Annotated in this window: 18 protein-coding genes and 1 pseudogene; 4 read left to right on the forward strand and 15 right to left on the reverse strand. The window is 53.2% G+C overall.

Annotated elements, in window-relative coordinates; all coding sequences use genetic code 11:
• Positions 1–89: 89 nt before the first annotated feature.
• From MJ923_RS09140 to MJ923_RS09150, 3 genes are all read right to left on the reverse strand, one after another.
• Entirely contained in the window at positions 90–830 is a 741-nt protein-coding gene (locus tag MJ923_RS09140) for a tRNA-uridine aminocarboxypropyltransferase (protein ID WP_240590799.1), read from the reverse strand.
• Between the two features lie 242 nt (positions 831–1,072).
• A complete protein-coding gene (pssA, locus tag MJ923_RS09145) occupies positions 1,073–2,386 on the reverse strand; it encodes a CDP-diacylglycerol--serine O-phosphatidyltransferase (RefSeq protein WP_240590800.1) in 1,314 nt (437 codons plus the stop codon).
• Between the two features lie 10 nt (positions 2,387–2,396).
• Entirely contained in the window at positions 2,397–2,723 is a 327-nt protein-coding gene (locus tag MJ923_RS09150; RefSeq protein WP_240590801.1) for a DUF1904 domain-containing protein, read from the reverse strand.
• A 221-nt stretch (positions 2,724–2,944) separates the two neighbouring features.
• On the opposite strand from MJ923_RS09150, the gene MJ923_RS09155 reads away from it, so the two are divergent.
• Together MJ923_RS09155 and dacB are read left to right on the forward strand one after the other, a co-directional pair.
• Complete coding sequence (locus MJ923_RS09155; protein ID WP_240590802.1) at positions 2,945–3,133, forward strand: hypothetical protein; 189 nt, start codon at positions 2,945–2,947, stop codon at positions 3,131–3,133.
• Positions 3,134–3,293: 160 nt separating this feature from the next.
• A complete protein-coding gene (dacB, locus tag MJ923_RS09160) occupies positions 3,294–4,931 on the forward strand; it encodes a D-alanyl-D-alanine carboxypeptidase/D-alanyl-D-alanine endopeptidase (protein WP_240590891.1) in 1,638 nt (545 codons plus the stop codon).
• Positions 4,932–5,073: 142 nt separating this feature from the next.
• On the opposite strand, the gene MJ923_RS09165 is transcribed toward dacB, so the two are convergent.
• The 10 genes from MJ923_RS09165 to aroA form a co-directional block, all read right to left on the reverse strand.
• On the reverse strand, positions 5,074–6,813 hold the full coding sequence (locus MJ923_RS09165; RefSeq protein ID WP_240590803.1) for an acyl-CoA dehydrogenase: 1,740 nt from the start codon (positions 6,811–6,813) through the stop codon (positions 5,074–5,076).
• Between the two features lie 132 nt (positions 6,814–6,945).
• Positions 6,946–7,491 (reverse strand): DUF2058 domain-containing protein, encoded by a 546-nt coding sequence (locus MJ923_RS09170; protein ID WP_240590804.1) that lies wholly within the window; start codon positions 7,489–7,491, stop codon positions 6,946–6,948.
• Between the two features lie 34 nt (positions 7,492–7,525).
• On the reverse strand, positions 7,526–8,338 hold the full coding sequence (locus tag MJ923_RS09175; protein ID WP_240590805.1) for an SDR family oxidoreductase: 813 nt from the start codon (positions 8,336–8,338) through the stop codon (positions 7,526–7,528).
• Between the two features lie 44 nt (positions 8,339–8,382).
• Complete coding sequence (gene pyrF / locus MJ923_RS09180) at positions 8,383–9,084, reverse strand: orotidine-5'-phosphate decarboxylase (RefSeq protein ID WP_240590806.1); 702 nt, start codon at positions 9,082–9,084, stop codon at positions 8,383–8,385.
• A 27-nt stretch (positions 9,085–9,111) separates the two neighbouring features.
• Positions 9,112–10,272, reverse strand: a complete 1,161-nt coding sequence (gene lapB, locus MJ923_RS09185; protein WP_240590807.1) for a lipopolysaccharide assembly protein LapB — start codon at positions 10,270–10,272, stop codon at positions 9,112–9,114.
• A 1-nt stretch (position 10,273) separates the two neighbouring features.
• Complete coding sequence (locus tag MJ923_RS09190; RefSeq protein ID WP_240590808.1) at positions 10,274–10,576, reverse strand: LapA family protein; 303 nt, start codon at positions 10,574–10,576, stop codon at positions 10,274–10,276.
• A 121-nt stretch (positions 10,577–10,697) separates the two neighbouring features.
• Positions 10,698–10,988: an integration host factor subunit beta gene (gene ihfB / locus MJ923_RS09195; protein ID WP_240590809.1), complete on the reverse strand. Its 291-nt coding sequence runs from the start codon at positions 10,986–10,988 to the stop codon at positions 10,698–10,700.
• Positions 10,989–11,064: 76 nt separating this feature from the next.
• Complete coding sequence (rpsA, locus tag MJ923_RS09200) at positions 11,065–12,732, reverse strand: 30S ribosomal protein S1 (protein ID WP_240590810.1); 1,668 nt, start codon at positions 12,730–12,732, stop codon at positions 11,065–11,067.
• A gap of 100 nt (positions 12,733–12,832) precedes the next feature.
• Entirely contained in the window at positions 12,833–13,528 is a 696-nt protein-coding gene (gene cmk, locus MJ923_RS09205) for a (d)CMP kinase (protein WP_126166894.1), read from the reverse strand.
• A 158-nt stretch (positions 13,529–13,686) separates the two neighbouring features.
• On the reverse strand, positions 13,687–14,967 hold the full coding sequence (gene aroA, locus MJ923_RS09210; RefSeq protein WP_240590811.1) for a 3-phosphoshikimate 1-carboxyvinyltransferase: 1,281 nt from the start codon (positions 14,965–14,967) through the stop codon (positions 13,687–13,689).
• A gap of 469 nt (positions 14,968–15,436) precedes the next feature.
• On the opposite strand from aroA, the gene MJ923_RS09215 reads away from it, so the two are divergent.
• Positions 15,437–16,627, forward strand: a complete 1,191-nt coding sequence (locus MJ923_RS09215; protein ID WP_240590812.1) for an amino acid aminotransferase — start codon at positions 15,437–15,439, stop codon at positions 16,625–16,627.
• A 169-nt stretch (positions 16,628–16,796) separates the two neighbouring features.
• A pseudogene (tnpA, locus tag MJ923_RS09220) lies at positions 16,797–17,244 on the forward strand (IS200/IS605-like element ISSham1 family transposase).
• Between the two features lie 77 nt (positions 17,245–17,321).
• On the opposite strand, the gene serC reads toward tnpA, so the two are convergent.
• Entirely contained in the window at positions 17,322–18,416 is a 1,095-nt protein-coding gene (serC, locus tag MJ923_RS09225; RefSeq protein ID WP_240590813.1) for a 3-phosphoserine/phosphohydroxythreonine transaminase, read from the reverse strand.
• Positions 18,417–18,527: 111 nt separating this feature from the next.
• Positions 18,528–21,233 carry a DNA topoisomerase (ATP-hydrolyzing) subunit A gene (gyrA, locus tag MJ923_RS09230; RefSeq protein WP_240590892.1) on the reverse strand — a complete coding sequence of 902 codons (2,706 nt, stop codon included), beginning with the start codon at positions 21,231–21,233 and terminating at the stop codon, positions 18,528–18,530.
• Positions 21,234–21,678: the final 445 nt, after the last annotated feature.

The raw sequence follows: 21,678 nt of genomic DNA on the forward strand, positions 1-21,678 counted from the left end.
GCCAATGGCCGGTTTTTTAGTTGTCTCGGTAAATTCACATCATGTCTATCGTGTGCTTGGTCAACTTACTGAGCCGGGTTTCAGCACAGTTAATCTGCAACAAAGGCGGCTATCAGGCGCTCCCTTTCAGACAAGGTGGTATTGGGCCTGCGGTTACGGCCAAGCAGCGAGGATTCAACAAACAAATCAAACCAGGTCGACAACCGGGCGGCATTGCCCTCCTCGCCCATGGCGCCAATGGCCATGGCGGCTACCTCGGCGGTACCAAACTGAAATTCGCGGGTGCCTTTTCGAAGCGCATATTTGGCAATGGTGCCTGCATCAAAGGACAAAATCGGCAATCCGGCCAGGTACGGGCTTTTACGAAACATCTTGATAGCTTCACGCCAGCGACCATCTAGCATAATAAACAGCGGCCGCTTACCGTTAAGCTCATCGGTTGTAACCTGGCCAATCACGCGCTGGCCGTCGTTGGCATATTCCCCCGGGAACACTACAAACGGCTGAAATCTGTCGTCGTTAAGCAGCGCCAGCACCTCGTCACTCACCTCGGTGCGGCTCCAGAGGAAAGCCCAGGTATCCGGCACCAAATCGGCAATCAAGCGGCCGCTGTTAGTGGGCTTAAGCACTTCATCGTCGTACATCAGCAGCATAAAGGCTGCATTCGTTTTTAGCTGTGAACGAAATTCACAGGTGCAATACTGCTGTGCCAGCAGACACAGGTTGCAGCGCACTAAATTCTTTCCCCTGGCACCAAATGGTTTGGTCGAAAGCGATTTACGATACTCATAGAGTTTGTGGACCGTATGGGGAGGTAAAGTCGCTGTCATTTATCGCCGTTCCTGAATACCAAAATTTAAATAGCCAACCAAAGTCAGCAGCACTCATTTAGTGGGGCACACAGGAGGAGTAGCTGAGGATGCCGACTTTCAAAAGCGCGCTATGATACGCCAAGGGCCGTGCCAACGCCAAGATTAGTGCAAATCAGAGCAGAAGCCCTGTAGCTGTCATGAAGCAAAGGAAAGCTGTCCACAAAAAAGCCGGCACTGGCCGGCGTTTTTATTCAATCGGATCAGAGGATCCGTTTCAGGAAGATATCGGCCTTAAGGCGGCGAATACGATTCATGATCTTTTTCACCGGCACCGGATAGTGATGCAGGGTATCTACCTGACTGTAGTGGTAGAGCCGCAGGCTATGCTCAAGAATATGGGCCTGCTCAGCGGCAAAACCTTCAACCCAGGCACCGGTTTCATCCTGCAGCAACAGGCCGTTTTCCAAATCCAGCGCCCAGGCACGTGGATTGAGGTTTGAACCTGTGATGAGATGGCGACGGCCGTCGGCACTGATCCCCTTCAAATGGAAACTGTTGTTGTCGTGCTTCCACAAATGAATATTGAGCAGCCCCTCATCAATCGCCCACTGCTGACGCTTGGCAAATTTGCGCAGCGACTGCTCATACAGGTACGGCAAGGCACCTATGGTGTTAAATTCACGCTCGGGCGGGATGTAAAAGTCGTTTGCGGTCTTATCGCCCACAACTATGTCAACCTTCACCCCCTGGCGCAGCTTTTTCACCAGCGCCCGCACCAGCACCCGAGGCGGGTTGAAGTACGGAGTGCAGATAAACAGCTCTTTGTTGGCGCTTTCGACCAAAGACACCACGGCTTTATTCAGCGCATTGTGCTTGCTGCCAAGGCCAACCAGGGGCGTGACCCGGTTACCGAGCTTTACCCCTTCAAACTGGTAATGGGCTTCGCCAAGACGCTGCTTAAAGGTACGGATATCCATTTTTTCCGGCAGCACTTCATCGCTGGCAGCCTGAGTGAGCGAGCTTACCGCAGGATCCTGCACCAAATAGTGCTCAATCATATCGCGCATACTGCGGGCCAGTTCGGCATTTTCAATCAGATGGTAGCGATCGAAGCGGTATCTGTCAGCTTGATGTAGATACACATTGTTCAGGCTGGCGCCGCTGTAAATCACCGCATCATCAATCACAAAGCCTTTGAGGTGCAGAACACCCAAAAACTCTTTCGCCTTGACTGGCACACCGAGAATATCAAATGCGGCGGGATTATTTTCCATCACCCTGCGGTACATCAGATAGTTACCGCTGTCGCCCTTGTGGCCAATCAGACCGCGACGGGCGCGGTGAAAATCCACCAGAACCTTGATTTCCAGCTCGGGTTTGGCCGTTTTGGCCGCAACCAGTGCAGCCATGACTTCCCTGCCCGCCTCATCGTCTTCGAGGTAGAGGGCAGCCAGGTAAATTGACCGGGTCGCAGAGGCAATCCGCTCCAGCAGACAGGCTTTGAATTCGCTGGGTGTCAGCAGCCATTTGAGCTGCTGAGGTTGAAGGGCTATGCCTTGCAGCTTCTCAACCAAGGTGTCCTCCTTAGAAGTGCCGGCCATCGCGGTAATATCCCCGCTTATCCAGCGCAATGAAAACAATGGCTATTCCCTGTTGGGTATAGGCCATCAGCTGTTCACGAATGCAGGCTTCCATGGCGTCCTGCGTTGCTTCATTCCGTTGAAACCAAAGCACCTCCGCCATCACTGTGGGGTGGCACGCTTTTCCCTGTTGGAAAAACTGACTGGGGATCCACTCGGTGGTATAGGCCGATTCATCGGTGTGGGTGAGCCTGGAAAGTGCCGCTGGCAGTGTTTCGCTCAGACGGGCAACCTCTGCTTGCTCAAGCCCTCGAATACGAAGATGGGGCATAAAACCGGGGTTCCTTGTTCGATTAAGGGCTAGAAATTACCGACATCGTCGTACTTGGGCAAGCTCTTTTACACCCAAGGCACGCTAATGACGTGAATTTTGTTCCTTTTTTGTACGTTTCTGCACCAAGTGCAAACTTTGGTGCCCCGGGCAGGTGTTTGCACCCGGCATTTGCTATAGTGGCCCAAAACGTATGCCTGACACCAACCGAGACACAGCACATGGGTTCAAACAAAGGTATTTTAGTGACACTGGTTGTGGCATTACTGGCCGCAGCGGCGCTGTTTCATTTTAAAGGCACCTTGGGGATCCTGGTGCTGCCACTCTTTATTGCGCTGGTGCTGTTTGTTACCTTAAAGCTCTATCGGCTGATGGAAAAAGACAATCCCGGCGAACCAGATGACAGATAAGCTCGTTTTTATGCCGATTTGGGATTGTCTGCACTAGTACTGCAGCAGGATTGTCCTCGCCGTTCTTACAGACAATGCCGAACGGAGCGAAAGGCATCTTATCGTCAATTGCCGAAACACCACCAAGGCCAGGTGACACAAATAAGGATTACCCGTGAATATGGAACTGTTCACCTCAAACGCCAGCCTGACGTGGCAATTGGCAACCTCTTTTTGCAAAATCAAATTCAAGCTAAAACCGAAACTCCTAGCCGCCTTTGCCATAGGAGGTTGCAGCGCCCTCGTCGTGCCAGTGGCTGTAGCTAAGGCTCTAACGGCAGCGGCAGTAACAGCAGCCCCAAACGCCGAGCTTACATCCACCCAAAGCAATCAGTTCCGGCCGCTGCCAAATGAGGATGTCTTGCCGGACTGGTATCTGGCTATTAAACCAAAACACTCAACGCTGGGGGTGATTGCCTGGGATCTGACCCACAACCAACTGCTGGTGAGTGACAATGCCCGCCGGGCCATGTTACCTGCAAGTGTTCAGAAATTGCTGCTGGCCACCGCCGCCAGCCATCGGCTGGGCAATGAGTTTCAATTCAAAACCCGACTTTATGCCAAGGGGATGTCGCCCGCCAGCAAGTCGCCAGCCACTGATGGCAAGGCAAACAACAAGGGCACGGCAAACAACAAGGGCACGGCAAACAGCAAAGGCAAGGTGGATTCCCTTTACCTTGAGTTCAGTGGCGACCCAAGCCTGACCCAGGCGCAGCTGAATGAATTATTGGCGCCGCTCAAAGGCCTTGGCATTGCCAGCATTGGCTCGCTGACGCTGGTTGGCGCCAAAGAAGCGAGCACCAAGGCCCGCGGCTGGGTATGGGACGACCTGGGGGTTTGCTACGCCGCGCCCGTGTCTGAATTTGTCATCGATGAAAACTGCATCCGGGCATACCTGGTACCGGCAAAGGATGGCAAGTCCAGCCAGGTGCGCTTGCCCAAATCCGGCGCGGTCAGCATAGATAACGCCCTAACCCTCGATATTGGTGCATCCCCCGATGCCTGCCGTCCAGAGCTTGAAGTTACGGGCGAAAATCAGTACCGGCTTTATGGCTGCTGGCATTCGCTGAACAGGTTGCCGCTGTCCATCGCGGTCAGCGAGCCCAATGCCTGGGCCCGCAGTAAAGTCACTGCCGCCATAGACAAATTCGGGATCAGCATAGGGCGTGTCAGTTTTGCCAATGAGGTGGCAAGCGGTGCCCATCTTCTGAGTGAACACAGCTCCTTGCCGCTGCCCGCGCTTGTTACCAAGATGCTGAAAGAGTCAGACAATCTGATAGCAGACGCCTTTTTCAAGACCTTGGGCAAGCTTGAAACTAACGGCGCCGACTTTATTGGCTCCAGCCAGGCGATGGAGGCAAGCCTTGCCGAGCTTGGGCTTGAACTTGACCACAGTCGACTGCTGGACGGCTCGGGACTGTCCCGCTACAACCTGCTGAGTGCCCAGACCCTGTTTAACACCCTCGAGCTTATCCACGACAGGCCTGAGCTTAACAGCCTGATTGAAGCCCTGCCCATTGCGGGCAAAGATGGCACCCTGGCCTACCGACGGGGTTTTGGCGCGCCGCCTTTGAAAGACAAGGTATTTGCCAAAACCGGCTCAATGCAGGGCGTTGCCAATCTGGCGGGCTTTGCCACAAGCAAGGACAGTGAGATAGCTTTTGTGGTGATTGAAAACGGTCTGGTGGAAAAAGCGGAAGGCAAAACACGGGAACCGGGCTTCAGCGCCGTGTTTCTCAAAGCCCTGCTATCACGTTGAAATAAAAAGTTTTCGTGCTGATATTGGAGGATATAGCGCTGAGATATAGTGCTGAGATATAGCGGCCTTTTTCATATAAACGCTTAGCCGTTAATCCCAACAACAATAAAGCCGCCCAAGGGCGGCTTTTCGTTATCAGATATCAGAGCCAATCGTCATTGATGTCCATCACTGCATCATCGCCGCTTCGCGCTGAGGCCAGCAGCGCCTGATAACGTGGCATAACCTTGGCAAAGTAAAAGTCGCAATATGCGGCTTTGGGCTTGGCAAGCTCGCTGCCAACCTCAGTAGCAACTTTCGTCATCCACAGATGGTAGAAGCCGTACAATAAGTAACCGAAGGCATCGAGCATTTCAACGGCCAGGCTGTTAATCAGAGTTGGTTTGGCAAGCTTGTGCTCGTTAATCCATTCAGCAACCTCGATAAAGTCAGCAAAACCACGGCGAAGCGCTGCGGCCTGCTCGCTGGTGTCAGCTTCAATCAATGCCAACTGCTCGGCGATAAACTCTTTTACGGTTGCGAGATTATCACCGGCCACTTTGCGGCCGAGGAAGTCAATCGCCTGAATGCCGTTGGTGCCTTCATAAATCTGCGCAATACGGGTGTCACGTACCAGTTGCTCTATCCCGGTCTCACGAATATAGCCATGGCCGCCAAACACTTGCTGCGCCATGATGGTGATATCCAGACCTCGGTCAGTCAAAAAGGCTTTGGCGACCGGCGTCAGCAGGCCCACATAGCGCGCAGCTTTGGCTTTCACGGCCTCATCATCGGCGAACTTGGCCAAATCGAGTTGCTTGCCCGTGTGTACGGCAAGGGCGCGGCCAGCATCCGTTAGGGTACGGGTGGTAAGCAGCATCCGGCGTACATCGCCATGAACCAAAATGGGATCAGAACTGTTGCTGCTGCCAGGCGCGTTGCCCTGCATCCGCTCTTTGGCGTAGTCGGACGCCATTTGCACCGCAGCCTGCGCACTGCCAAGCCCCTGAATACCAATGGCAAGGCGCTCGTAGTTCATCATGGTGAACATACAGGCAAGCCCCTTGTTTTCACGGCCAATCAGCCAGCCACGGGCGCTGTCGAAATTCATCACACAGGTGGCAGAGCCTTTAAGGCCCATCTTGTGCTCAATACTGCCTACGGTAACGCCGTTGGCTTCGCCCACCTCGCCACTTTCAGTCACGGCATACTTGGGCACCAAAAACAGTGACAGGCTGTTTGAGCCGGCAATTTTCGCCAGCACCAGATGCACGACGTTTTCGGTAAGATCCTGATCGCCACCGGTAATAAAGATTTTACTGCCACTGATAAGGAAACTGCCGTCTTCCTGCGACTCGGCGCGGGTGCGGATATGGCGAAGGTCGGAGCCAGCCTGTGGCTCAGTCATGTCCATGGCCCCTGCCCACTCGCCGCTGTAAAGCTTTGGCAAATAGGTGGCCTTGAGCTCTTCAGTGCCGTGGGCGTTGATGGCGAGCGCAGCGCCTGCGGTCAGTGAACCATAAAGGTTAAGCGCATTACAGGCGCTGTAGCCCATTTCATCCACCAGAACACCGAGCATCTTGGGCATGCCCATGCCGCCATACTGCGGGTCGCCACAAAGGCCAATCCAGCCGCCTTCAACAAAGGCATCGTAGGCTGCTTTGTAGCCCGCCGGCGTTGTTACCTTGCCGGAATCAAAGGCCACGCCTTCCTCGTCACCTGGTCGGTTAATGGGATGCACCAGTTCGCGATTTAGCTTGGCGGCTTCGTCGAGGATGGCAAGGGCTGTGTCCAAATCGACCATGCCTTCCAGGCTTGGCAAAGATTGCCAGGTCGCGTCGGCATCAAACAGGTGTTCCAACAAGAAACGCATTTCACTGAGGGGCGCTTGGTAGGGATTCATGGCTATTCTCAAACAGTGGATTTAAACAGTTGTTTCAATTTAGCGAATAAACAAAGGAAACTCAATCCATTCGCTAAGCATAGCCATAAAAAAGCCCCGGTCTGTTAACCGGGGCTCGTTTTGTGGATGCGATCACCACATCAGATCGTCAGGGATCACATAGTCGGCATAGGGATCCTCTTCCTCCAGCACCTGTGCGGTGCTGTCATTCGCCTGCCACAGATAGCCGCACCATTCAGGTACCAGCAGATTAACCCGCTCAGCCAGCTTGTGTGGCACCAAATAGCTGGTGTCTTCGTGACGAACAATCCCCAGATGGCCGCCAAGCAACTGTCCCTGGATTTTGTCATTGATGTACACGCTGTGAATTTTGCTGCCAATGGTGTAGTTGAACTTCACATCGGCGCGCTCAGGCAGGCCGATGGCAAGGCGCTTAAGCTCAGTGATCAGGCTGCGCACCTGGCCCTTGGCTTCGGCTTCTTTAAAGCGCTTTTCATTAAGCGCTTTATCCTGGGCAGCCTGGGACGCCTTTTGCTCGGCAATACTTTGCTTAAGCGCCGCAGAGCCGTCATCGACATTGCTCTTGCGGTCGCGGCGCTTTTTGGTCTTCACATCTTTAATTTTTTGTTTGCTGGTCAGCCCAGCCTTAAGCAGCTGCTCTTGTAATGCGTTTGCCATGGGTGTTTTCCAAATTTGTCACTGTAAATTCTGTTTAACGGCCGCCCTGATTTGCGATCAGTTGCCCAAGCTCTGTCATCGCCATGCTGGCGCCACCAAGGGACCAGCCACCATCCACCGGCAGCACCACGCCATTGATATAGCTGGCAAAGTCTGATGCCAAAAACAAAGCACAGTTGGCGATATCCGAAACCTGGCCATTGCGACCAAGAGGGACGCTTTGCGCCACCCGCGCTTTAAGTGCATCCGCAGGTGCCAAACGGTCGAAGCCTTCAGTGCCCTCGATTGGGCCGGGTACAATGGAGTTAATACGAATGCCTTCGGGTGACCACTCCATCGCCAGGGTGCGGGTCAACATGTCGACGCCGGCCTTGGCGGCGCACACATGGGCCTGCATCGGCATAGGCACATAGGCCTGGGGGGCCGAAATCTGCAGCACTACACCGGGGCGCGACAACAGCGGATAGCAGGCTTTTAGCACCTGAAAGCTGCCGAGTAAATCTATATCCATCACCGACTTAAAGCCATTGGCACTCATGCCAGCAGCAGGCGCTGGGAAGTTACCGGCTGCGCCGCTGACAAGAACATCTATGCTGCCAAGCCCCTGATGCAAACCGGCAATGCCGGCAAGCACAGCTTCATTGTCGCGTACATCAAAACTGGCACCAAGCGGGGTCACATTAGGATTATCTTCGCCAAGCAGTTTAAGCGCGGCGTCAATTTTATCCTGGCTGCGACTGGCAACCGCGACCCTGCCGCCGGCGCAGGCAAAGGCGCGGGCAATACCTAAGTTAATGCCGCTGGTACCGCCAACCACCAAAATGTTTTTCCCGTGAAAGTCGAACATCTTATCTCCTTGTCAGCGCTGGTGCCTGCTATCTTGCGGGTGGATTAGATCCCGCGAATAGATTGATGAATGTCAGTCAGAGCCTTGAGCGGATCGGCCGCCTTGGTAATGGGGCGACCAATCACCAGGTAATCGGAGCCTGCCAGCAGCGCCCGCGCTGGGGTCATCACTCGGTGCTGATCGCCAACCTCACTGCCCTCAGGGCGAATACCCGGGGTGATGAGTTTAAAATCCTGACCACAAAGGTCTTTAAGCATAGTGGCTTCCTGAGCGGAGCACACCACACCATCGAGGCCAGCATCGCGGGTGAGTTTGGCAAGACGCTTCACATGCTCGGCGGCGCCAACATCAATTCCCAGAAGCTTAAGGTCATCATCGCTCATGGAAGTGAGAACCGTGACGGCAATCAGCAGCGGCGCATTGTCACCGTATGGCAGCAAGGCTTTGCGCGCGGCTTCCATCATGGCAAAACCGCCTGAAGCGTGCACGTTTACCATCCACACCCCCAGCTCAGCTGCTGCGGCAACGGCTTTGGCCACGGTGTTGGGAATGTCGTGAAACTTAAGGTCCAGGAACAAATCAAAGCCGCGGTTCTGAATGTCTTTAACCAGCTCAGGGCCAAACAGGGTGAACATTTCTTTGCCGACCTTGAGTCGGCACATGGCCGGATCGAGTTTATCTACCAACTGCAACGCCGAATGTTTGTTGTCAAAATCAAGGGCAACCAGAATGGGCTTGTCTCTCATGGGATCTCCGATGCAGTGGGATTAAAGTTATTCGCCGTCCAGCCCTTTCACTCTGGCAATGCTGCCCCAGGACTTACAGGAGGGGCAATGCCAGTAAAGTGCGTGTGACGGAAAGCCACAGGACTTACAACGATAGGCGGGACGGAATTTTATTTGTTGTTCTACCAATTGTTCAAGCAAAGAAAGGCTCTCTTTTGCCTGCCCTTCTTCAGCCTGGCGCAAATGCAGCTTCATCAGCTCAGAAAAGCCCTTCATGGTGGGCTGGCGATAAAGGTTATCGAGCAGCATTTTTTCGGCCATTTTGATTTGACCGCGGCTGACCATTTCTTCGGCAAGGGCCACCACCACGGACGCTCCGCCGCCATCGGCCAAAGCCTGAGCCAGCAATTCGCGATAGCCTTCGCTATTGTCGAGCCTGGCATAGAGTTCGCGGGCAAGCTTGATACCGTCGGCAAACAGCAGCACATCGGCCTTAGCCAGTTTGGCGATGGCATCGGCGGCATCCTGCAATTTGCCGGCATCCAAAAACAGTTTTGCCTGGGTCAGCAAGGCGCGGCCACAGTTAGGGTCCTGTTTAAGCGCCTGAGTCAGCAGCTTTTGCCGCTCGTCAGCTTCATTGGTTTCATCGGCGAGCTGGCAATAAAAATGGGCAATGGTGGGTTTTAACACCTGCTGGCGCTTTTTATCGAGCCGCTTGGTGATGTCGATGGCCTTCTGCCACTCTTTGATGATCTGATAAATAGCGATGAGCTGGTTTTCGGCTTCTTCGCTGTGGTCTTCTTCCTTGATGAGTGCGAGGAAAATCTCTTCCGCCCTATCATAAAAACCGGCGGCCATATAATCCTTGCCCAGTTCCATCATGGCAGCATCACGCTGCTCTGTGGTCAGGCTTGGCCGGGCAATCAGGTTTTGATGAATGCGGATAGAACGGTCAACTTCGCCGCGCTTTCGAAACAGCGCACCGAGAGACATGTGGGTGTCGATGGTTTCATCGTCAACGTCCAACATGCTGATGAAGAGATCAACCGCCTTGTCAGATTCGTTGGAAAGCAGGTAGTTCAGTCCGGTGAAATAATCACGGCTCAACTTTTTACGTTGATGGTGCTGGTTCTGGCGTAAACTGCGACGACCCATGTACCAACCGTATCCGGCGGCAATGGGCAGCAGCAGAAACAGGATTTCCAGCATATCAGGACTTCACTTCACCCGCCTCGGCCGACACCTGGTCACCGCTGTCGGCGGTGGCCTGTAGCTTTTGCAGTTTTCGGTTGGCGCGGGACAGCGCGTACTTGAGTTTACCGATGTGATAGATGGCAAAACACCAGCACAGCAGGAATCCGGCGAAGAATACACTGGCAAGTACCACCGGCAGGCGGAAATCACCCTGTGCGACAAAATAGTTAATGGTGACCAGTTGCTCGTTGCGTGAGCCGAGCAGCAGTGCCAGGACAAACAACAAAGCGATGACCAAGGCTATAAAAAATCCCTTCACGTCTCACTCCTTTACCCATGTCAATGGGCTGATTATCCAAGAATTTCGGCGGCCTGACCAGTGCATTGATGCGGGATAAACAAAAAAGCCCCCTTGCGGAGGCTTTTTTAATCAACGTTTATCAGGCGACGTTGACTGCGTCAACGCGCTCGCGCAGCTCTTTGCCGGGCTTAAAGTGCGGAACGTACTTGCCTTCCAACTCAACTGAAGTACCAGTCTTTGGATTGCGGCCAACACGTGGCGCACGATAGTGAAGTGAGAAACTGCCAAAGCCGCGGATCTCGATACGCTCACCGGTTTCCAGCGTGGTGGCCATCTGTTCCAACATTTCCTTGACCGCACTCTCTACTTCTTTCGCCGACAGTTGCGACTGCCTTGTGGCGAGTTTTTCGATCAGTTCGGATTTAGTCATCCTAGCTACCCCTATTATCAAGCCAAACACAGCCGCGATGAGGGAGCGGAGTGTCCAACTCCCTCATATTTGGCAATTACTTACGAGCGGCCTTAAACGCTTCGGCCATAGCATTACTAATAACAGCGTCGTCAGACTTGTTCAAGTTTGCCATAACTTCTTTTTCGTCAGCTTCGTCTTTCGCACGGATAGACAGGCTCACGGTGCGGTTCTTACGATCCACGCCCATGAACTTGGCTTCAACCGCATCACCAACTGCGAATACGGTAGAAGCGTCTTCTACACGGTCACGGCTGATGTCGGATACACGGATGTAACCTTCAACGCTGTCGGCCAGTTCAACGGTAACACCTTTGGCATCAACAGCAGTAACGGTACCGTTAACGATAGCACCTTTCTTCTTGTCGGCCAGGTAAGCGTTGAATGGATCGTCTTCAGTCTGTTTAACGCCCAGGCTGATGCGCTCGCGCTCTGGGTCAACAGACAGAACAACGGCTTCGATTTCGTCGCCTTTCTTGTACTCGCTAACGGCTTCTTCGCCAGCAGCGTTCCAAGAAATGTCAGACAGGTGAACCAGACCGTCGATACCGCCGTCCAGACCGATGAAGATACCGAAGTCAGTGATAGACTTGATCTTACCGGAAACCTTGTCGCCCTTGTTGTAACGGTTAGCGAAGTCTTCCCATGGGTTGGTCTTGCACTGCTTGAGACCCAGAGAAATACGACGACGCTCTTCGTCGATGTCCAGAACCAGAACTTCAACTTCGTCACCCAGGTTAACAACCTTGGATGGGTGGATGTTCTTGTTGGTCCAGTCCATTTCAGACACGTGTACCAGACCTTCAACGCCTTCTTCGATTTCAACGAAGCAGCCGTAGTCAGTCAGGTTGGTTACGCGACCGGTCAGACGAGTGTTTTCTGGATAGCGCTTGCTGATTTCCAGCCATGGATCTTCACCCAGTTGCTTCAGACCCAGAGAAACGCGAGTACGCTCACGATCGTACTTCAGAACTTTCACATTGATTTCATCACCAACGTTCACGATCTCAGAAGGATGCTTAACGCGCTTCCAAGCCATGTCAGTGATGTGCAGCAGGCCGTCTACGCCGCCCAGGTCAACGAATGCACCGTAGTCAGTGAGGTTCTTAACGATACCTTTAACGGCTTGACCTTCTTGCAGGTTCTCCAGCAGAGCGTCGCGCTCAGCGCTGCTCTCAGACTCGATAACTGCACGACGAGAAACAACAACGTTGTTGCGCTTCTGGTCCAGCTTGATAACTTTGAATTCCAGCTCTTTGTTTTCCAGGTGAGCAGTGTCGCGCACAGGGCGAACGTCAACCAGAGAGCCTGGCAGGAACGCACGGATACCGTTCAGTTCAACGGTGAAGCCGCCTTTAACCTTGCCATTGATGACACCGATAACGGTCTCAGCATCTTCGTAAGCTTTTTCCAGAACGATCCAGGCTTCATGGCGCTTGGCCTTTTCGCGAGACAGTTGAGTCTCACCGAAACCGTCTTCTACAGAGTCCAGAGCTACGTCTACTTCGTCGCCAACGGCGATTTCCAGAACGCCTTGGGCATTCTTGAACTGCTCAGCAGGGATTGGGCTCTCAGACTTCAGACCGGCGTCAACCAGTACCAGGCCGTTTTCGATGGCAACTACAGTACCACGAACGATAGAACCTGGACGGAATTCCAGTTGTTGAAGGGATTGTTCAAACAGATCAGCAAAAGATTCAGTCATGTTAAGTTACTTTAAGTAATAAACCAGCGACCTTCCTGGCCGTTGGAGTCAGTCGTCATATCCGCATCGTCCCTGTTGCGGATTCCTATACGCCCCCGGCTCAGAAGCCAGAAGCGGATAATTTCTCGTCGATATGCGCCACGCAGCGGGCGAATACCTCTTCAATGCCAATGCCAGTGGTGTCAATCACCAGAGCATCGTCAGCCGGTACCAAAGGTGCTACAGGACGGTTCATGTCCCGGTCATCGCGTTCCTGGATCTCGGCTAAAAGGCGGTCGATTTTAACATCGAAGCCCTTGTCCTGCAACTGATTATAGCGCCTTTGCGCCCTTTCCTCTGCAGAAGCAGTCAGATACAGTTTTGCCGGTGCCGATGGGAAAACCACAGTGCCCATATCGCGGCCGTCAGCAATCAAACCCGGTGCCTTGCAAAAGGCACGCTGACGACGAAGGAGTGCTTCACGCACCCGTGGGAAAGCCGCAACCTTGGAGGCGGCATTGGAGCACTCCTGGGTACGGATGGCAGTGGTAACATCTTCGCCTTCAAGCACGACTTTAATGGCGTCTTTGTCATTACCGGTCAGAAACTGCACGTCCAGGTGGGCCGCTAACAGGGTAATGGCTTCTTCGTTATCGAGCTCAACATTATGGTGCAGCGCCGCGAGCGCCAGCACGCGATAGATGGCACCGCTGTCCAGCAGTTGCCATTCGTAGTGCTTCGCCAGCAACTGGGCAATGGTGCCCTTGCCTGCGCCGCTTGGGCCATCAATTGTAACTACAGGAGCCCTTTCAGACATAAATTCCTCCGCAATAGACATTTCATCTTCCATGAATGCTTTGGGTTCACCGAAAATGAGCGGGCGGCATTATACATCAAGGACCGCTAAAGATCCGTGTAAATTTTCGGCAAAAGAATGGGCTGTCAGATGACAGCCCATTTTTACGGCATTCAGACTTATTCAGCTAAGTTAGCGAAGCGATTGAAATAATCCGGAAATGTTTTTGAGGTACAGCCGGGGTCGTTAATGGTCACACCGCAATCGGCGAATGCCAGCAGTGAAAAACACATGGCCATGCGGTGATCGTTATAGGTATCGATTTCGGCATGGACAGGCTTGGCCGGTGGCGTGATATGGATGTAATCGTGCCCCTCTTCCACAACAGCGCCGACCTTTCGAAGCTCAGTCGCCATAGCGGCCAGACGGTCGGTTTCCTTGATGCGCCAGTTGTAGATGTTGCTCATCCGGGTTGGTCCCTCGGCAAACAGCGCCGCTGTGGCTATGGTCATGGCTGCATCGGGAATGTGGTTCATGTCCATATCGATGCCGTGAAGCTTACTGCCGCGAGCGATAATATAATCGTCACCCCATTCGATGTCGGCGCCCATGGCGGCAAGGGCATCGGCAAACTTCACATCGCCCTGCACCGCCAAACGGCCAACGCCTGTGACCTTGACTTCACCGCCACTAATGGCACCGGCTGCAAGAAAGTAAGAAGCAGATGACGCGTCGCCCTCTACCAGCACCTTACCGGGTGACACATAGCGCTGTCCGGCGGCAATTTCAAAGCGCTGATAGTTGTCGTTGCTGACGTTAACCCCGAATTTAGCCATCAAATCCAGGGTGATATCGATATAGGGCTTGGAAACCAGCTCGCCTTTTACCGCGATGGTCACTGAGTCCTTCGCAAGTGGCGCCACCATTAAAAGCGCGGTCAAAAACTGGCTGGAGAGGCTGCCATCAATTTCCACCACACCGCCGGCAAGCCCGGTGGCATTGATGGTAAGCGGTGGAAAGCCATCGTTTTTTAGGTAACGGATATCGGCGCCAAGCTGACGCAGCGCATCCACCAGATCGCCAATGGGGCGCTCTTCCATTCGTGGCTCACCGGTCAGGGTAAATTCGCCGGTTCCCAGAGTCAGCGCAGCGCACAAAGGTCGCATCGCCGTGCCGGCATTACCTAAAAACAGCTCAAAGGCTTTATCGGCATGGATAGGGCCGCCAAGGCCCTTAAGGGTGCACAGGGTCTTGTCATCTGACAGGGTGAAGCTTACGCCGAGGCTTTCAAGGGCACTCAGCATATGGCGGATATCATCAGAATCCAGCAGGTTTACCAGGGTAGTTTCACCGCTTGCCAGGGTTGCCAGCAGCAAGGCGCGGTTGGAGATACTTTTGGAGCCGGGGATGTTAACCTCCCCGTTGACCCGGGATACGGGCTCAAGACGTAATTGGTCCATTTCTCGTACTTCTCATTAAAAGCGAGTGAAGGCCAGATTGGCCGAAGTTGGCAAGGCTGCGCTACAACGCTGTAAGCCTCGCGTTACGTTTGAGGAAAAACGATCCCTTTTGAGTCTTCGTGGTAATTAAATTACTGATCCCCAGCCGCGATTCAACCGTTTTTCAGTAAAAAATGGCGGATTGATGCTGATTTTTGTTCAATCAACACAAAATCTGCAAAAAACTGCTCCAAAAGTCGCTCAGGATTGCAAGATTTGTTGCCAATCGGGCAATGGCCTTTTCAATCACGGCGGGATTTGCGCTCAGGGCTCTTTTTCCCGGCAACCCTTTCAGGCTATGCTAAGGCATTCGGGTCATGCTTGGCACAGGCATCCGGCTTGGCATCAACCAGGCTACAACGCTCCCGTGCAAGCAGTTACACCTTATCCCTGCGGCTTTACCAACAACGATTACAAGGTAGAAGGAATTATGTTTGAGCATCTTTCGGCGTTGCCTGCCGATCCTATTCTGGGTCTTTTAACCAAATACCGTGAAGACAGCCACCCACAGAAAGTCGACCTGGGCGTGGGTGTGTATAAGGATCCCGTCGGCAACACGCCTATTCTTGACTGCGTTAAAACCGCCGAGAAACTGCGTACCGATTCTGAAACCACCAAGGTCTATATTGGCCCGACCGGCTCAGCACCTTTTAACGAGTTGATGAATGAGCTTGCCTTCGGCGCAGATCATCCCGTGGTTCAGACACGCCGCATTCGCACCGTGTCTACCCCGGGCGGTACTGGCGCCCTGCGCGTAGCCGCTGAATTCATCGCCAAATGCAAACCCGGCGCCACCATTTGGGTGAGCGACCCAACCTGGGCCAACCACACCGGGCTGTTCCAGGCCGCGGGTTTAACGGTAAAAACCTACCCTTACTACGATTATGACAATAAGTGCCTCAAGTTTGATGAAATGCTTGCCGCGCTTAAGCAGGTTGGCGCAGAAGATGTCGTGCTGCTGCACGCCTGCTGCCATAACCCATCCGGCCAGGATTTGAGCACAGCGCAGTGGGATGCTGTGGTCGAGGTTGCCAAAGACAAAGGCTTCCTGCCCTTTATCGACATGGCCTATCAGGGCTTTGGTGATGGCGTGGATGAAGATGCCTACGGCGTGCGCGCCATGGCAGCGGCTGTCGATAACATGGTGCTCGCCTCTTCCTGCTCGAAGAACTTTGGTCTATACCGCGAGCGCATCGGTGCCTGCTCCATTATCGGTAAAGACAGTGCCCAGGCAGACGTGTCGCTGTCGGTGCTGCTGTACGTTGTGCGCTGCATCTACTCAATGCCACCGGCCCACGGCGCTGCCATTGTGGAAACCATTCTGGGCTCAAGCGAGCTTAAGGCCCAGTGGCTGGATGAGCTCAAAGTGATGCGCGATCGCATCAATGGCAACCGCGCCATGCTGGTCGACAAACTGCACGCACTGGGTGCCAGCCGCGACTTCTCTTTTATCGCCCGTCAAAAAGGCATGTTCTCCTTCCTTGGCATCAACGAGGCCCAGGTCAACACCCTGATGAAGGACTACAGCATTTACATGGTGGGCTCGAGCCGGATCAGCATCGCCGGGATCAGCGAAGATAACGTGGATTATCTGGCCAAATCCATTATCGCCGTGCTGTAACCAACAAAGAATGCGATAACAAAAAGGACTGCCGAGGCAGTCCTTTTTTATTGTCACCCTAAAACCACCTCCTATGGAGGTGGTGATCGTTCTAGTGGGGCTTTGCCCGTAGAATGCCCATGCTAAATACTCCCTCGGTTTGTTACCAGCAAATCAAGGAGTAAGTAGCATGAGCAGATATGAATCCGCGTCTCACGTGTTCTATCGCTGTCAGTATCACCTCGTTTGGACACCGAAGTACAGGTACAAAATCCTAAAAGGTAATCTTGGCAAAGAGCTTTATCGAAGTATTTATGTTTACTGCAACATGAAGAAATGCAGAGTCAGTAGAACTGAATGTGCAGGAAGATCATGTTCATCTAGTAGTTAGAACTCCACCGAGTCTAAGCGTGTCGGACTTAATGGGTTTTGTAAAAGGAAGAACGGCAATCAGAATGTTTGCGAAATTTCCGTATTTGAGAAAGCAAAAGCTCTGGGGGAATCACTTTTGGCAAAGAGGCTATTTTGTTGACTCGGTAGGAGCGAACGAAGAGATAATCCGCAGATATGTACGGCACCAAGAAAAGACAGCCAAAGAAGAAGAGAAACGGCAGATAGCATTGGGGCTTGAAGGTTAGATTTTAAGCCCCCTTTTAGGGGGCAGTGTCAAAGCCACCTGCTATGCAGGTGGATTTTTACTCGTGATTAAAACTGATTAGCTGCTGTGCTTGGCAGCAAAGGCCTGCATAAAGCTCACCAGTGCATCAACGCCTTCCAGCGGCATGGCGTTGTAGATGCTGGCACGCATGCCGCCCACAATGCGGTGGCCTTTGAGCGCAACCAGCCCCAAGGCTTCGGCTTCTTTAAGAAAGTCTTTATCCAGCGACTCATCGGCGAGCTGAAAGGTCACGTTCATCTGCGAGCGGTTTTGCGGCGCCACACCGTTTTTGTAGAAATCCAGACTGTCGATACAGGCGTAGAGGCGACGCGCCTTTTCAGCGTTCACCTCGGCCATACCCTTGACGCCACCAACAGACTTGAGCCATTTGAACACTTCGGCAGCCAGATACCAGGCAAAGGTTGGCGGCGTGTTGTACATGGAGTCATTTTCGGCGGTCAGGCGATAATCCATGATAGAAGACTGGGTCAGCTGCGGCAGCTCCAGCATGTCTTTACGCACAATCACGATAGACAAACCCGATGGACCAATGTTCTTCTGGGCGCCGGCATAGATAACAGCAAAGCGACTGACATCAATCTCGCGGGACATGATGTTGGACGACATATCTGCCACAATCGGCCAGGGACTGTCGATATCATCAAAAATTTCGATACCATCTACTGTCTCATTGGGGCAGTAGTGTAAATAACGGTATTCGCTGCCGTTGCCGCTGAGCGCTGGAATAACTACCTGATTAATTCCATTTACTTTTTCAACGATATCGATGACATCAATATTGTCATCGCCAGCAAGCTTTTTCGCTTCTTCAGTGGCGGCTTTTGACCATTGACCACTGACGAGATACAGGGCTTTGCCGTTATCGCCCAAAAAATTATTCACAACAGCAGAAAACTGACCGCGACCACCACCATGCATAAACAGCACATGGTAGTTGTCGGGGATATTCATCAGCTCGCGCAAATCGGCTTCCGAGTCTTTGGCCAGTTGAATGAAAGGCGCACCGCGGTGGCTCACCTCCATCACAGACACCCCCTGCCCGTTCCAGTCCAGTAACTCAGCTTGTGCCTTCTTCATCACGGCAGCCGGCAACATCGCCGGTCCGGCACAGAAATTATAAACCGCGCTCACTCATGATCTCCTTGCTAGCCTTTGGTGATACCCATTGGTAGTCACACGTTTGGAAAAATAAAAAATCTGTTTGGCAAAAAAAACGAGCGCCCATTGGGCGCCCGTCTTCAATTATGCCTCGTCGTTGGCATCATCTGTCGGCTGTGTATCGGCTTCGGCGATTGCATCGCCCTCGGCTCCTTCAACACCCTCTTCCAGATATTCGCTGCCGTCATCCTGTATTTCATCGATGCGCTGCAGACCAACCACGGTTTCATCGTCAGCGGTACGTATGATGGTCACACCCTGAGTGTTTCGGCCGATGATGGACACACCAATGGCAGGAGTACGCACCAGGGTACCCTTGTCGCTGATGAGCATGATTTCATCGTTCTCGCCCACCTGTACGGCGCCAACCACAGGGCCGTTACGCTCGGTGACCTTGATGGACACCACGCCCTTGGTGGCGCGGCTCTTGGCCGGGTATTCAGCAAGCTCAGTACGCTTACCAAAGCCGTTGGCGGTCACGGTCAGAATGGCACTGTCGTCTTTCGGTACAATCAGCGACACCACACGTTGGCCTTCTTCCAGGGCAATACCACGCACACCTGTGGCACCGCGGCCCATTGGGCGCACGCCTTTGAAGTTGATTTGTGGCTTGCCTTCTTCATCAACCACAGGGTTGCCGTTTTCATCGACTACGGCAACTTCTTCGCCTTCTTTGAAACGCACCACTTTACCGGCATCAGAGAACAGCATGATTTCGCTGCTGCCATCAGTAATATCAACGCCAATCAGCTGGTCACCGTCTTTGAGGTTCACAGCAATAATACCGTTGGAGCGTGGACGGCTGTACTCGGTCAGGGCAGTCTTCTTCACGGTACCGTGAGAGGTGGCCATCAGGATATACTTGCCTTCTTCGTATTCACGCACCGGCAGAATCGCGGTAATGCGCTCACCTTCCTGCAATGGCAGAAGGTTAACGATGGGGCGACCACGGGCCTGACGGCTTGCCAGCGGCAGCTGGTAAACCTTAAGCCAGTAGAGCTTACCGAAGTCGGAGAAGCACAAGATGGTGTCGTGGGTGTTGGCAACCAGCAGTTTTTCAACGAAATCCTCGTCTTTCACCTTGGTGGCGGCCTTACCCTTACCACCACGGCGCTGGGCCTGGTAGTCGGTCAGCGGCTGATACTTGGCGTAGCCGAGGTGCGACAGGGTCACTACCACGTCTTCTTCGTTGATCAGATCTTCGAGACTGATGTCCACGGCAGACGCGTTGATTTCAGTGCGGCGGTTATCACCGAATTGCTCAAGAATCAGCTCAAGCTCTTCTTTGATGACTTCCATCAGACGCTCTGGGCTTCTGAGGATGTGAAGCAGAGCGGCGATGATTTCCAGCAGCTCTTCGTATTCCTGCAGGATCTTCTCGTGCTCAAGACCAGTCAGCTTGTGCAGACGCAGGTCCAGAATCGCCTGGGCCTGTGGCTCGGTCATAAAGTACAGACCATCGCGGATACCGAACTCAGGCTCCAGCCACTCTGGACGGGCGGCATCGTCACCGGCCTTCTCCAGCATGGCTTTTACTGTGCCGAGCTCCCACCCCTTGGCAATCAGGCCTGCCTTGGCGTCAGAAGGACTGGCAGAGGCCTTGATAAGGGCAATGATGGGGTCGATGTTGGCAAGGGCAACCGCCAGCGCTTCCAGAATGTGGGCTCTGTCGCGGGCCTTACGCAGTTCATACACGGTGCGGCGGGTAACCACTTCACGGCGGTGCAGGATAAAGGCTTCCAGCATCTCCTTGAGGTTAAACAGCTTTGGCTGACCATTGGCCAGTGCCACCATGTTGATACCGAAGGAAGACTGCATCTGGGTTTGGGCGTAGAGGTTGTTCAGCACCACTTCGCCTACTTCACCGCGCTTGATTTCCACTACGATGCGCATGCCGTCCTTGTCGGACTCGTCACGCAGACCGCTGATGCCTTCAATCTTCTTGTCTTTTACCAGCTCGGCGATTTTTTCAATCAGACGGGCCTTGTTCACCTGATACGGGATCTCGGTGACAATAATGCGCTCACGGCCGTTGTCTTCGATTTCCACTTCGGCGCGGGCACGCATAATGGCCTTGCCGCGACCGGTGCGATAGGCTTCTTCAATGCCCTTTCTGCCATTGATAATGGCGGCAGTTGGGAAGTCAGGACCCGGGATGTATTCCATCAACTGCTCGATGGACAGCTCAGGCTCTTCAATCAGCGCCAAACAACCTTTAACCACTTCGGTCAGGTTGTGGGGAGGAATATTGGTAGCCATACCCACGGCGATACCGGAGGCACCGTTTACCAGCAGGTTAGGAATTTTGGTAGGCAGAACGGCAGGGATTTGTTCTGTGCCGTCATAGTTGGGTACGAAGTCTACCGTTTCTTTTTCCAAATCCGCGAGCAGCTCGTGAGCCAGCTTTTCCATGCGGATTTCGGTATAACGCATTGCTGCTGCGGCGTCGCCGTCGATAGAACCGAAGTTACCCTGCCCGTCTACCAGGGTGTAACGCAACGAGAACGGCTGGGCCATACGGACTATGGTGTCGTACACAGCGCTGTCGCCGTGAGGGTGGTATTTACCGATAACGTCACCGACCACACGTGCCGACTTTTTATAAGGCTTGTTCCAGTCGTTTTTAAGTTCGTTCATCGCGAACAGCACTCGGCGATGCACAGGCTTAAGGCCGTCACGCACATCCGGCAGTGCCCGACCCACGATCACGCTCATGGCGTAATCCAGGTACGAATTCTTGAGTTCGTCTTCGATATTAATTGGCGAAATAGATGAAGCCAAATCAGTCATAAACTGCTCGATCCCCTGAAAATTAGCTGACAAGTCGTTTTCCGTGTCATTGTCGAGCCTTCAAACGTGATTTGGCATTCTAACACAGTAATTTAATGTCGAAACCCCCTGATTCGATTCTCCCGTGGCGGGGGGTAAATGACTGTCTCAGTCATGATGAAAATCAAGTTTATGCTATTGAAAAGGCGTTATTATTTTTATCATCTCGATGCAAATGCTGCCAAAAAGCCGATAAGGCTTTTTTTTGCTCGAGTGTGGATTGGGTTTTGATTGCTGAATTTTTACCCTCTAACGCTTAAAAAAGCATCTGTGACGCCTTATTTACTGTGTTTGACGGTTGCCGCACCGCTTTGCACTTCGTTTGCGCAACGGAATAGATATAATGGCGCCACATTAATAGAAAACCCGCTTGGTTACCTGCCAGTGCGCCGGAGCCTTGCCCGAC

It is taken from the genome of Shewanella zhuhaiensis (assembly GCF_022484835.1).
Taxonomy (GTDB): domain Bacteria; phylum Pseudomonadota; class Gammaproteobacteria; order Enterobacterales; family Shewanellaceae; genus Shewanella; species Shewanella khirikhana.